The 14,687-nt window shown below is 41.6% G+C and carries 9 protein-coding genes; 6 read left to right on the forward strand and 3 right to left on the reverse strand.

All coding sequences use genetic code 11. The features are described 5' to 3' along the window. Positions 1–39 precede the first annotated feature (39 nt). The 6 genes from ACKLNX_RS13590 to ACKLNX_RS13615 all read left to right on the forward strand — a co-directional run bounded on the left by ACKLNX_RS13590 (position 40) and on the right by ACKLNX_RS13615 (position 6,745). Positions 40–531, forward strand: coding sequence for a chemotaxis protein CheW (locus ACKLNX_RS13590; RefSeq protein WP_412972760.1), 492 nt, complete (start codon positions 40–42; stop codon positions 529–531). Positions 532–667: 136 nt separating this feature from the next. Continuing rightward, a complete protein-coding gene (locus ACKLNX_RS13595) occupies positions 668–1,162 on the forward strand; it encodes a DUF2802 domain-containing protein (protein WP_412972761.1) in 495 nt (164 codons plus the stop codon). Between the two features lie 198 nt (positions 1,163–1,360). Continuing rightward, complete coding sequence (locus ACKLNX_RS13600; protein ID WP_412972762.1) at positions 1,361–2,293, forward strand: homoserine O-succinyltransferase; 933 nt, start codon at positions 1,361–1,363, stop codon at positions 2,291–2,293. Between the two features lie 112 nt (positions 2,294–2,405). Further along, complete coding sequence (locus ACKLNX_RS13605; protein WP_412972763.1) at positions 2,406–3,458, forward strand: homocysteine S-methyltransferase family protein; 1,053 nt, start codon at positions 2,406–2,408, stop codon at positions 3,456–3,458. A gap of 8 nt (positions 3,459–3,466) precedes the next feature. Beyond that, complete coding sequence (gene metH / locus ACKLNX_RS13610) at positions 3,467–6,118, forward strand: methionine synthase (RefSeq protein ID WP_412972764.1); 2,652 nt, start codon at positions 3,467–3,469, stop codon at positions 6,116–6,118. A 24-nt stretch (positions 6,119–6,142) separates the two neighbouring features. Next, positions 6,143–6,745 (forward strand): DUF938 domain-containing protein, encoded by a 603-nt coding sequence (locus tag ACKLNX_RS13615; protein ID WP_412972765.1) that lies wholly within the window; start codon positions 6,143–6,145, stop codon positions 6,743–6,745. Between the two features lie 49 nt (positions 6,746–6,794). Here ACKLNX_RS13615 and ACKLNX_RS13620 read toward each other — a convergent pair whose 3' ends face one another. From ACKLNX_RS13620 to ACKLNX_RS13630, 3 genes are all read right to left on the reverse strand, one after another. Continuing rightward, entirely contained in the window at positions 6,795–8,735 is a 1,941-nt protein-coding gene (locus tag ACKLNX_RS13620; protein ID WP_412972766.1) for an alpha/beta hydrolase family protein, read from the reverse strand. Positions 8,736–8,816: 81 nt separating this feature from the next. Next, the gene (locus ACKLNX_RS13625) at positions 8,817–12,005 is read right to left on the reverse strand and encodes a TonB-dependent receptor domain-containing protein (protein WP_412972767.1); all 3,189 of its coding nucleotides are present in this window, start codon (positions 12,003–12,005) and stop codon (positions 8,817–8,819) included. A 494-nt stretch (positions 12,006–12,499) separates the two neighbouring features. Next, entirely contained in the window at positions 12,500–14,608 is a 2,109-nt protein-coding gene (locus ACKLNX_RS13630) for a M13 family metallopeptidase (RefSeq protein WP_412972768.1), read from the reverse strand. Positions 14,609–14,687: the final 79 nt, after the last annotated feature.

Genomic DNA, 14,687 nt, shown 5'->3' on the forward strand with positions numbered 1-14,687 from the left:
ACAAAATAGCAATATATGTTGTGTGACGGAGTAAATTAAATGAGCCAAGATAGAACAACGATGACCGCAAGCGACCCGAAAGACGAGGTGCTGCAGTGGGTGACTTATCGCTTAGATGAGGAAACTTACGGTATCAATGTTATGCAAGTTCAAGAAGTCTTGCGTTACACTGAAATTGCCCCAGTTCCAGGCGCACCAGACTATGTGCTTGGTATTATCAATTTGCGCGGTAACGTAGTTACTGTCATTGATACGCGCTCACGTTTCGGCCTGCCACCAACGGATATTACCGATAATACAAGAATTGTGATTATTGAATCGGATGAGCAAGTTGTTGGAATACTAGTAGACAGCGTAGCTGAAGTTGTTTACTTGCGTTCATCAGAAATAGATAGCGCACCGAACGTAGGCACTGAAGAAAGCGCCAAATTCATTCAAGGTGTGAGTAACAGAAGTGGTCAGTTACTTATTCTAGTCGACCTCAATAAATTGTTGAGTGACGATGAATGGGACGAAATGAGTTCATTATAGCTCATATTCAGCCGTCATTTGATTTAAATACATTCGACCTTAAAAATACCGTGCACAGTCACGGTATTTTTGTATTTAATTGTATGAATGCGTTAAAGTTGAATATACTGGTGAAAAACAATAAGTAAGCGTATCCATGCAAGACATTTCAATCACAAATATGGTTCTACTCTGCATTTCCTTTTTTGGTCTCGGCCTTGCTGTTATTGCCATTCAATCTTCTAGGAAACTGAGTCTTCGATTAAATAAAGCTTTAGAGCTAATCAATAGTTTACATAAACTAAATGAAACGCATCAAAGTAAGTTGAATGCGCTAGAGCAAAGCCAATTAGCAATTAATGCTGAGAATAAAGAAGCATTCACTAAAGACTTTAAGAACGCATTTTCGACTTTTGAAACAAGTACCACACAAACTTTAAACGCCGAAATTGATACACTAAAACTGGAAGTTGATAAACTGATGGCACAGATTGATGAGATATCCCAACAAGATCCTGCCGCTAAAATGTACGCGAAAGCGCATAGTCTAGTCGCCTCGGGAGCTAGCATTGAAGAAATCATGGATGCGTGTGATCTACCAAAAGCTGAAGTTGAAGTCTTAATAGGTTTTCAGAAAAAAGCGCGTAAATAAACACAACATGAAAGGTCGACCTAAGACCTAAGTTAGGCCTTCGCTTCTCACCTGATGACAAGTAAATCAAAACAAACCATTTTATTTAGACGTCTAGACGTAAAGATGTTGACTTTTTAAATGATATCGCCACAATAAGACTCACGTTGATTGAAAAACATGCAATTGCATGAACTGTGTTGTTGATAGGTGGTATTAATGCCCATTAAGATTCCTTCTGACCTGCCGGCTTTAGATGTGCTATTGCAAGAAAATATATTTGCAATGGATAGCAATCGTGCAGCTAGCCAAAATATTCGGCCACTTGAAGTTGGAATACTAAATTTAATGCCGAATAAAATCGAAACTGAAATTCAGATTTTACGCCTGTTATCTAATACGCCAATTCAAATAAATGTCGATTTAATTCGTATTGATGAAACAGCGCCAAAGAACACGCCTAAATCTCATATGGATGCTTTCTACCATGAGTTTAGCGAGGTTGCGGATAAAAACTATGATGGCTGGATAGTCACTGGTGCGCCTCTAGGCTTGCTTGAGTACGAAGATGTTAAGTATTGGGATAAAATGACTGAGCTATTAGATTGGGCGCAAGAAAACGTGCAATCTACGATATTTCTGTGCTGGGCAGCGCACGCTGCAATGTATCACTTTTATGGAATACAGCGTCAATTGCGAGCAACTAAGCTCTCCGGCGTTTTTGAGCATAAAGTTGTACAGCCCAATGACGAGTTAATGCGCGGATTTGACCCTGAATTCTGGGCCCCGCACAGTCGGGTTGGCGAGGTGACTCTTCAGGATTATAAAAAAGTGAAGGGGCTAAGTGTGTTGGCTCATTCTGATACTGCGGGTACTTATATTAGTGCAACGGACGATCGTCGTTTGGTCTTTGTAACTGGCCACCCAGAGTATGATCCGAATACCTTGGCGCTGGAATACACACGAGATCTTGAGGCCGGATTAGAGCCAGTCATCCCTGAAAACTATTTTATTGATGATAATCCTAACAATGAACCTTTAGTGCGCTGGAAGTCGCATGGCAGCTTACTCTTGACCAATTGGCTAAATTATTATGTGTATCAGAACACGCCATATGATTTGAGCACGCTTAGAAGAAGAGAAAGCGAATAAGCGGTAATTTTGGGCTAAGCTTAATTATTGCCCAATTGATTTCAATATAAGACCTACAATTAATTGCTGTAAATGAAAACGCAAAAAAAAGCGCAAACAAAAGAGAGACAAAGTGAGCACCACATTAGATAGCTTAAACAAACAAGCAAAGAAACGTATTTTGATACTTGATGGCGCAATGGGGACCATGATCCAAGAGCGTCAACTTAATGAAGCTGATTATCGTGGTGAACAATACAAAGATTGGCATTGTGATGTGAAAGGTAACAACGATTTGTTGTCGATAACTCAACCCGAACTTATCAAAAATATTCATCGCGCGTATCTTCAAGCTGGCGCCGATATCATTGAAACCAATACCTTCAATGCGACAACTATTTCAATGTCAGATTATGATATGCAAGATGAGTCGCAAGAAATTAATTTAAGTGCCGCTAAAATAGCACGTGAAGTTGCAGATGAGTTTAGCGCACAAACACCGGATAAACCCCGTTTTGTTGCGGGTGTTATTGGGCCAACAAGCCGCACTGCTTCGATATCGCCTGACGTAAATGACCCAGGCAAACGCAATGTGCATTTTGATGAATTAGTTGAAGCCTATAAAGAATCAACTCATGCACTAATAGAGGGGAAGGTCGATTTAATATTAGTTGAAACTATATTCGATACACTGAATGCCAAGGCTGCAATTTATGCCATTGAAGAAGTGTTCGAAGAGTCGGGTATTACTTTACCAGTAATGATATCCGGCACGATTACCGATGCTTCTGGGCGAACGTTGTCAGGGCAAACCTCAGAGGCTTTCTATTACTCAATGCGTCATGTTAAGCCTTTCGCTATTGGTTTGAATTGTGCACTCGGGCCCGATTTATTGCGCCAATACGTTGCAGAGATTTCAAGAATTGCGGAATGCAATGTTTCTGCTCATCCTAATGCAGGTTTGCCGAACGAATTTGGTGAGTATGATATGGGGGCAGAAGAGCTTGCAGAGCACCTAAAAGAATGGGGGGAATCTGGTTTGGTCAATATTTTAGGAGGCTGCTGTGGCAGTACGCCTGAACATATTAGACAGCTTGCCGAAGCGGTATCTGGTATTCCTCCGCGTGAACTTCCAAACATCGAAGTTAAAATGCGTTTATCCGGCTTAGAGCCATTTGTTCATTAGGATTTGTTGTGACTGCTGATTTTTCAAGTTTTATAAATGTGGGCGAACGAACCAATGTAACGGGTTCGGCAATGTTCAAACGTCTGATTTTGGAAGATGATTTCGAAACTGCGCTTGATGTTGCGCGCCAACAAGTCGCCAATGGGGCGCAAATTATTGATATCAACATGGATGAAGCCATGTTGGATTCCGAAGCGGCCATGGTTCGTTTTCTTAATCTGATAGCATCTGAACCAGATATTTCTCGCGTTCCTATCATGATCGATTCATCAAAATGGTCGATTATTGAAGCGGGATTGAAATGCGTGCAAGGCAAAGCGATTGTTAATTCCATTAGCTTAAAGGAGGGCGAAGAACAGTTCTTAGCTCAGGCTAAAAAAATTAAGCGCTACGGAGCTGCAACGGTTGTTATGGCCTTTGATGAAGACGGGCAAGCAGATACACAAGTGCGCAAATTTGAAATATGTAAACGCAGCTATCAGCTTTTGGTGGAAAAGATAGGCTTTCCGCCGGAAGACATTATTTTCGACCCGAATATATTTGCCGTCGCGACCGGTATAGAAGAGCACAATAACTATGCGGTAGATTTTATCGAAGCGACTCGCCAGATTCGTCAAGAATTACCTCATTGTCACGTATCTGGTGGTTTATCGAATATTTCATTTTCTTTTCGTGGAAATAACCCTGTACGCGAAGCAATGCATAGTGTGTTTTTGTTTTATGCCATTAGAGCGGGCATGGATATGGGAATTGTGAATGCGGGGCAATTAGAAGTTTATGATGAAATACCTAAAGAACTTCGTGATGCCGTGGAAGACGTTATCCTAAATCGCCATCCAGATGCTACCGATCGCTTATTAGAGCTAGCACCAAAATACCAAGGCGGCGGAAAGGTAGCTGCAAAAGAAGATCTCGCTTGGCGCGAATTACCAGTTACTAAGCGACTCGAACATGCATTGGTGAAAGGCATTACCGATTACATTATTGATGATACCGAAGAAGCTCGCCTTGCCGCTGAGCGTCCATTGCACGTAATTGAAGGTCCCTTAATGGATGGGATGAACGTGGTTGGTGACCTCTTCGGAGAAGGAAAGATGTTTTTGCCGCAAGTGGTTAAGTCGGCGAGGGTGATGAAAAAAGCGGTTGCACATTTGCAGCCATATATTGAAGCAGAAAAGTCAGGTGTGCGTAGCTCGAACGGTAAAATTGTGATTGCCACGGTGAAAGGGGACGTCCATGATATTGGTAAAAACATTGTAGGCGTAGTTTTACAGTGCAATAATTTTGAAGTAATTGATTTGGGCGTAATGGTGCCAGCGGCAAGGATTATTCAAGTCGCAAAAGATGAAAATGCCGACATGATTGGCTTGTCTGGTTTGATCACGCCTTCACTCGATGAAATGGTGCAAGTCGCTAAAGAAATGCAACGTCTAAAATTGGACTTACCTTTGTTAATTGGTGGTGCAACAACCTCAAAAGCACACACTGCGGTTAAAATAGAGCAAAACTATGATCATCCTGTGGTTTATGTTCCAAATGCTAGTCGTGCAGTAGGTGTTTGTCAGAAGCTGATTTCAAAAGAGAATCGTGCGGAGTTTGCCAAAGAGCTTACTGCAGAATATGAAAAAGTGCGCGTTCAACATGCGAAAAAAACACCACGCACCAAAGCAATTAACTTTACCGATGCTAAAACAAATAAATTCACTTGTGACTGGGCTAACTATGAACCCGTGAAGCCTGCGTTTTTAGGCACTAAAACAGTTGAGCTTGAATTAGAAACGCTACGAAACTATATCGATTGGACGCCATTTTTCTTAACTTGGTCATTAGCTGGCAAATATCCTCGTATCTTAAATGATGAAGTTGTAGGTGAAGAAGCGACAAGCTTATTTAAAGATGCAAATGAAATGCTAGATTCTTTATGTGCTAACGGCAAATTGATAGCGAAAGGTCGTGTTGGTATTTTCTCTGCTAATTCACAGGGAGAAGACGTTCTCGTATTTAATGCCGATTCGGCAAATACAGATGGTCCAAATAATCTTGATTCCCAAATAGGCGTCGCTCATCATTTGCGCCAACAAACGCATAAACCTAAAGGACCAAATTACTGTTTAAGTGACTTCGTAATGCCTTTAGTTGAGGGGCGCAGCGATTACATGGGGGCTTTTGCAGTCACAGCGGGTATTGGTGAGGATGAATTAGCACAAGCCTTTGAAGAGGACGGTGATGACTATAACTCAATTATGAGTAAAGCAATTGCCGATAGACTTGCTGAAGCATTTGCTGAGTACCTACATGAGCGTGTTCGCAAAGAGTTATGGGGCTATGCTAAAGATGAGCAATTCGATAACCAAGCATTAATTGCTGAAAAGTATCAAGGTATTCGACCTGCGCCAGGATATGCTGCTTGTCCTGAGCACACTGAAAAGCAACTCATCTGGGATTTACTGGACGTTGAAAATAGAATCGGTATGAAACTTACTTCAAGCTACGCCATGTGGCCAGGTGCTTCAGTTTCAGGGTTTTATTTTGCACATCCTGAGGCTCGTTATTTTGCCGTTGCGAAAATCCAAAGAGATCAGTTGACGGATTACGCGAAGCGTAAAGGCTGGTCAATTGAGGAAGCCGAGAAATGGCTAAGGCCGAATTTGAATGATTAATTTGAATGACGAATAGGACAATAAGTGGAAGATAAACCGTTCAGCCAAGCCTGTGAAAATAATAAGCCTTATATTTTGGCCGCATTAAAAAAGGCGTTCGCAAAAACTAAGAGCGTGTTGGAAGTGGGCTCAGGGACAGGCCAACATGCGGTGTTCTTCGCACCAAATTTACCCCATTTACATTGGCAATGTTCCGACCAAAAAGAATACCACGCAGGAATTAATCAATGGTTAGACGAATACCCATGTGAGAATTTACATCGTCCCCTTGCTTTGAAATTGGATCATGATGAATGGCTAAAAACGTCTCCAAGCACAGGTGAGCAATTTGACGGTGTATATACGGCGAATACAGCTCACATTATGCTCGAGAATGAGATAAAAGCGCTAATGCACTCAGTTGACTATCATTTACCTAAAAACGGCGTATTTTGCCAGTATGGGCCTTTTAAAGTGAATGGAAAATTTACTAGTGAAAGCAACCAAGCATTTCATGAGCAATTAATTGCAAACGGACGGGGAGGTTATCGTGATATTGATGAGTTAGCTGCTTGGGCACCAAAGCTTACGTTGATTGAGCGTATCGATATGCCGGCAAACAATATGATGTTGGTGTGGCAAAGTTAAAAAGCCCCAATAAACAAGGTTTATTGGGGCTTTCAATATAAGTGTTAACTTACTGTTTTGCGATAGTACTATCGGTAAAACATGAGTTTTCAAGCCAGTCTATCATCGCAGGATAGAACTCTGACTTGTGGCGATAATAAAGTGTGTTATAGAAATGGTCCGCACCTTCTAGTTCAAGGTATTTATACGGTTTTCCTAATGACTTTAATTTATCAACCATCAAACGACTTTGCTCTACTGGGACACGTTGGTCAATGTCGCCATGGATAATGAACAAGGGCATCGCTAACTTTTCAGCGTTTTCGATTGGAGATAAACCGGTCACGGTTTTTCCTTGGAAAACACGTCCATAACGGCCGCGGTTAAATAGCGAAGCACCAATGCGATTAATATCACTTACACCAGCACCAGCAATTGCGCATTTAAACGGTCCGTTTTCACGAACTGAGGCTGCAAAAGCGGCATAGCCACCGTAACTCCAACCAAAAATAGCCATACGCTCAGGATCTGCTAAACCTTTATCAATAAGGAATTTAGCTCCATCATCTTTATCATCTTGCATCGTTTGACCCCAATTATTATCACCTTTTTTCCAGTGATTTAAACCGAAGCCAGTAGAACCCCTATAGTTTGGTTGCAAGACCATATAACCGTGGCTAGCTAACAACTGGGCCCATTCATCATAAATGATAGTATCACGCACCCATGGTCCACCGTGTGGCATAACAACCGTTGGGTAAGGCTTCTTACCAACTTTTGGAATAGTAACGTAAGCAGGGATTTTTAGACCATCTCTAGCTGTATACTTAATGTATTTAACATCGCCAAGAAGATCTCTATCGATAAGAGGGAAACGCTCGCCAATAACTTTGACATCTTTTTTGTTACTAAGTAGATAGTAAGTACCTGGGTCATTACTTGCGCTTGTGCGAACAACAATTTGGTTGTCATCTTCAGAGCGACTTGCTAAGGAAACATACTTTCCAGGAAATGCAGCTTTTATCGCTTTTCTTAAATTCTCTTCATACTCATCTAACCAATAAGCTGTAGGATGCTTACCTTCGTAAGAAAAGCCTAGAAGGCGCCCTCTGTCAGCTTCTTTGTTACTCAAAATAACATCGTCAACATCCACATTCTCTAAACCAAACAGTCTCTCAGAGTACTCTTTAGTTTCGATATTATATGTGTAAATACCTGTTGTATCGTGGCCTCGGTTCGCGCTGATAAATACTTCTTGTGGGTTTTCGCGAGAAAACGATAAAAAGTCAAACTGTTCACGGTTTTCTGCACGGTTCTTAAATATAAGTTCCCATTCATCGTCTGGTGTTAAGCGAACATATTGGTCAAGACTATTATTTTTCGCGTCATATGCGTTGGCAGCTCTTATTTCGCCGTTGTTATCCGGAATAAAGCCACTAGAAAGTTTGGTGTTAGCTCGCAAAATGGTGCGAGTTCTGCCGTTGTAGATGTTGTATTTAACAATATCAGGCAAGCGATCATCATTAATGTCGTAGCTAATCAATACATTTTTTGGATCATCTCTTAGGACAGAAATAAGACTAAATCTTGCTTGGTTGTCTTTTGGAAATGGAACACGCCAGTCTCCCTTACCGTCGGCTTGGACGATAGCGAACTTACTCGCATAATAGTTACGGTTACCATCTTGAATATTTTGACTGAAGTTAACAGCCATTAATTCATTATTTAGCCAAAATGCACTTTGAATTTCCATGTGCTCTGATCCGAACAACACGGGATCTTCGGTAATTTTATCGGTTTGTCTTACCTCTAAAATATAATCACCATCTTTTGATGTCGCTCGCATGATGATAATTTTCTTACCATCCGGAGAAACAGACACTTGTTGTAAGGCAGGCAGTACCGCGAAGGATTCGATTAAATCTGAATGTTCATAATCTTTCGCTATTAAGGTGCTCGGTAAGAGCATAGCGACTGAAAATATTGCAATCAATTTTTGTTTAAGAAACATAATTCTTCCTACAATTCTTTAAAAAAAAAGGACCCTCGGACCTAAGCCCAGAGAGTCCTTCATATTACGTAACGCTTTTAATTAAAACGAGTAGCTAACCGTTCCGAAAACAGTACGGCCGAACAAGTCATAACCAACACCTAGTGGGATGTTGCGCGTGGAGAATACGCCTGCATCATCAACTTTAGGTGGAGCATCATTAAACACGTTTCTAACACCTACAGTTACAGCCCAGTTATCTTGGCTGTAGCTGATTGAAGCGTTATGCGTGTAGTAATCGTCAGTGTAGTAAACTGGACGACATAATACGTCTAAACCGTCACATGGAGCGTAGGTATCAAAATCAGCTGGCTGATCCGCTTCACCTTTACCGATGTAACGAGTTGACCAGTTAAATCTGAAGTCCATGTAGCTTAAGTTCACACGTGCATTACCTCTCCATTCAGGATAAGTAGGCTCGCCGAAGTTATCATCCTGTTGACCAAGAATATCTTGCTCAGCAGACTGAAGCTTAGTAGCGATTAGATCGAAAGTCACACCTAGCTCATTCTCACCAACAACGAAATCTTGTTGATAGAAGATGTTGAAGTCAACACCTTTAGAACCTTCAAGACCAATGTTGATGAACGAAGCATCTACTGACTCAAGGCGGTTAGTTGTGCTGTTACGATTGATGCTACCACAGAAAGCACTTGAACCATCTGGACGCTCAATGTTGTTGTAACAGTTGCTAACAATGAAACCACCACTTGGCTCAGCAACACTATCAGTGATACGAATATCGTACCAAGTAGCAGAAAGTGTTAAGTCAAATGCATCAGTGAACGGCTGTTCAAAGATGAAACCGTAAGTTTCAGATACTGATTGCTCAGCAGCCAATGTATCGGAACCACCAGTACTAACTTCAGTAGAAGTACCTGCACCGAAACGGTCAGTAGTATCTGTTTGTAGACCAAGTGACGTTGGATCAACACCATTTGCTACACACGAGTCTAAGATACGCTGTGCACGTTGATCTTCTGATGCATCGTAAGTTTCGTTTGCATTCAAATCAAGTGGATCAGAGATTCTAGCGCTATCAGGAACAACACAAGGATCGCTGATGCTAGCAAAACCTGAAGTACCGTTTAGGAAACGCTCACGTAGGTTAGGTGCACGGTATGAAGTACCACGTGTACCACGAATAGTGAACCATTCAGTTGGGCGATAAATCGCTTTCAAGCTGAAAGTCGTTTCAGGATCGTAGAAAGTTTCGTTTGTCCAACGACCAGAAGCCGTTACTGTCAACTCTTCAGCCCACTCTTCACCGCGTAACAATGGCGCTTCAGTTTCGAAGAATACTTCTTGTAGGTTTCTTGAACCGTCAGCACCTTCATCTGAGAAGTAACCCCATAATAGGCCTTCAGCAGCTACTGGGTTAGCATCTGTGATGATTTCGTCTTTACGGAATTCAGCACCTAATACTAATGGTACAATTTGGTCATTCCATGGCAAAGTGAATGCATCGCCAGAAATATAACCTGTCAGCATTGTTTGCTTAACTTCAGTTGAAATCTCGCGGCTATCGAACAAGTAACCAGCTTCTGCAGGAGTTAATACACCACCGCCCAGTTGATAAATGTTAGAAGAGAACAAGTTAACAGGAACACAACCGTCAGAACCGTTACCACAAGTAATAGAACCATCGTCATTACGTACAGAAGTATCTAATGAGTTCAACAAGTTTGCTTCATTGATACCAATGATGCTGTTGTCACCTTTAGATGCGCTGTAAATAGCAGAAACTTCGTATGACCAGTTACCCTGACCGAAGTCTTCTAAAGCGCCGATGTTACCTTGAACACCACCAACTACACGGTACTGATGTACGTCAACAACGTTTGTATCTCTATCGCCTTTAATGCTGATAATTGGACGTACTTCTTGAGGACCGTATGGGAAACCAACGCCAGCACGACAATCAATGCCGTTAATTGGATCAGTACCACATGGGTTGAATGGGTTATCTGCACCAACAAATTCAAACAATTGACCGCCTGGGCTAAATACGTTTGAGTCACGTTGTGCATACAATGCTTCATAGAAGAAACGAGTATCGTTGTCGTCCTGTAGCAAATAATCACCATTTGCATAAATACTCAAACGCTTAAGCGGGCTTACCCAGTCTCTTGTGTTTACGTAGTCAGAACGCTCTAAGCTGTAGAACGGGTCTTGGAAGTTAAAGTCTAACAAACCGTCGCCGTTACCATCCCAAATAGCGTTATCGATGATGCCATCGCCATTTGTATCAACTTCAGTCACCATGTCACCGAAGAATGGTGCGTTAGCTAGACCACTTGTTGAGTCACTCCAGTTTGGAATACCGATGTTAGTAGAACCTTCAGTGCGGTAGATACTACCGTGGAAAGGAATACTCATACGGTTTGATAATGGGAAAATATCACAAGCATCAGGAGGAGTAGGGTTTGGACCTATACCACGGTAGTCTGTGTAGATTTCACCGTCATCACCTTCATAATAGAATTCAGTACATTCGCCAACAAATTCGCTTTGGCCAAATGTTTGTGAACGACGTTCGTTATATTCAGCTGCGATGTTGAATGAATAGTTGTCACCCGAAACACCATACATAGCTGAAAGAATAGTTTGCTCACCACCATCTTTAGGAGCACTTACTGTCGCTTGAACATCGAAACCTTCAACGTTAGAGCGAAGAATTACGTTAGCAACACCCGCGATTGCGTCAGAACCGTATACCGTTGAAGCACCATCAAAAAGGTTTTCAACACGATCGATTAGTACTGATGGAATAAGGTTCAAATCTGGAGATGTTGGCGCGCCGCCCACACCAGCAGGAGCAACACGACGACCATTGATAAGTACCAATGTACGAGCAGCACCTAAACCACGGAAACCAACTGTTGCAGCACCCGGACCGTTATCTAGAACGAAACCAGAAAAGGTGTTGTCAATTTGTTGACCAGAGCTTTGTGAGCTTGACTGCAGCATTTCGCTCGTGTCAAACATACCCAATTCACGTGAAATATCACCACTAATGATTTGAATAGGAGATGCATTTGAAAATTCTTGACGCTTGATACGCGAACCAGTAACGGAAATTCGTTCTACGACTTCCTTGACTTCTTCCTCTTCTTCTTCAAGAAGGCTATCAGTTTCCTGTGCGTATAGGTTTGGGGCTGCTAAGCATCCTAGAGCGACTAATACCGCTAATGATACTTTATGCAACTTAGTGTCGTTGCTTTGATTCATATTGTTTCCCTGTTACCGCTTTATAGCGATTAGTATTATTGTTTTATCCAAAAATGAGTTTTTTGGTCAAAATGTGCAACTTTTTATTATAAGACATGTCTCAGTAACTACATCACATATTGAATGACCAGATTATCTGATGCATTCGTTGATACATAAAACAGTCAGACAAGACAGTTGCTTTTTCTGCACACCTTAATTTAATCAAAGTGGTAGAAACAGTCAAACATCTGACAGCATCATTTCTGTGTGTTTTTTGCTCGATTCTATGGTTTTTCACTTCGCTATATTTATAAAATATAAAAAATACAATTAAAACAATTGCATACAAAGTTTCTTGCTGGTCTCATTTCTTTACAAAAAGATTAAAAAAAATAAATTTAATTAAAAAAAATGCAAACCATCTAATAGACTGGTCTGCATTGTTCATTTTATATCTATAAATGCGGCCCTTTTTTGACTATATAGCAATCAGTTGTCGGGCGCTTTTTGTCCTACCAAATGCGAACACGATCCTCTGGTGCAAGGTAAAGTTCGTCTCCAGGTTGCACATCGAATGCTTCATACCAAGCATCGTGGTTTCGTGGCGCCTGAGCTCTAAACCTGCCAGGAGCGTGGGTGCCAGAGCGGAGTTGATTCAACATGCTCTGTTCAGTCCGTTTTTCGCGCCATACTTGTGCCCAAGCTAAAAAGAAACGTTGATCACCTGTTAGTCCATCAATAATAGGGGCTTCTTTACCGTTAAGTGACAATTTGTAAGCGTGATAAGCCATAGCTAAACCTCCCACATCTCCGATGTTTTCGCCTAGGCTGTTGCGGCCATTCACGAAATTACCTTCAATCGGTTCGTATTGGCTGTATTGAGCGGCAAGTTTGTCTGTTTTCTCATCGAAGGCTGCGCGGTCTTCTTCCGTCCACCAGTTACGTTGAATACCATTGGCATCTGATTTTGAACCTTGGTCATCAAAACCATGACCCATCTCATGTCCAATGACGGCACCAATTGCACCGTAGTTCACAGCGTCGTCGGCATTAGGGTCGAAAAACGGAGCTTGAAGAATAGCTGCAGGAAACACGATTTCGTTAAACGAGCTATTATAGTAGGCATTCACACGTTGTGGTGCCATACCCCAGCGCTCTCTATCCGTTTTTTGCAATTCTCGTTCAACACTCTGTGCATGGAAAAACTTGCGTAATGTTTTGACGTTGCCAATAAGATCGTTCGATGAAATTGAGACACCTTCAAATGATTGCCATTCGTCCGGGTAACCAATTTTCGGGCGGAATGCCATTAGTTTTTGTTTAGCGTTAACTTTAGTTTCAGCACCCATCCAATCAAGGTTATCAATGCGCTCACCCAAGGCTTTACGTAAATTCTCAACAAGGCTTGCCATTTTCTCTTTAGAACTTTCAGGGAAATACTTTTCGACATACACTTTACCAATAGCAAAACCTAATGATTGTGTTCCAGACATAGCTGAAATAGCTCGTTTCCAGCGAGGTCTTGGTTCTTGTTGACCATTTAACACAGTGCCGTAGAATTCAAAATCAGTGAGATATATAGCTTCAGGTAGCATGCCTGCGTTATTACTCATTGCGTGATAGAGCAAATAGTTTCTCCATACAGACAATGGTTCGCTATTCACCAATTTGATCATGTCTTTTACCGGCTCAGGCTGCGTAATGTTTAGCTCAGGGATCTTATAGGCTGAAGAGGCAAAGTAAGTATCCCAATCGAAGCCTGCATACTCCTTGAGTAATTCACTTCGGCTGATCTGATTAAGCGTGAGGTCTCGGTTTCTGCGTTTTTCACGCGGCCATTGAGCTTCTGCAATTTTTGTTTCAAGCGCTATTATTTCATCCGCTTTATTTGCCGCATCTTCAACGCCTACGTAAGCAAGCATCTTCGTAATATTCTCTTTATAAGCGGCGCGAATTTTTGCGAAGCGCTCAGAATCAGTCAAGTAGTAGCTGCGATCAGGTAGACCAAGTCCACCAGTACTTACTGATAATTGATATTCATTTGGGTCTAAGCGATTGAAACCAAGTCCAGCATTGATAGGGCTTGAAACTCCCGTTAGCCACGCACTTCCGAAAACAGAGGTAAGATCAATCACTGAGTCAATGTCATTAATTTGATCAATGAGAGCTTGGATTGGCTCTAAACCTAATGCGTTGATAGTTTCTACATCCATGTACGCATTATAAAAATTTGCGATAAGTTGTTCTTCAAAGCTTAAATCTTTCGATGCACTTATATCATCGATAATTTGTTTTACACGTTCTTCGCTGCGATCGGCAAGAAGTGAAAACGCACCATAGCGTGTTTTATCCGACGGCATTTCGAAGTTGTCATACCAAGTGCCGCTGGCATGCATGAAAAAGTCGTCGCCAGGTTTGACTGACAAATCACGAGCCGACAACTCAATGCCAAAAGAACCTAGTTCAGGTTTTGCCGTTGTTGTTTTGGCTGTTAATAGTGAATCTTCGTTTTGAAGTGCTTGCTTGTTTTGATTAACAGTTTGGCTATTACTCGATGTTGAATCGCAAGCGCCAAGCGCAAAGCTACTCATAATTGCGATTGTGATAAATGACTTCTTCATGGTTACCCTTTTTATTGATTTTATAGTGCTTAGCTTATGTTAGCTTATGTTAGCTTATGTTAGCTTTGTTCTGCATTGT

The sequence above is a fragment of the Glaciecola sp. MF2-115 genome (assembly GCF_047250385.1).
Lineage (GTDB): Bacteria > Pseudomonadota > Gammaproteobacteria > Enterobacterales > Alteromonadaceae > Glaciecola.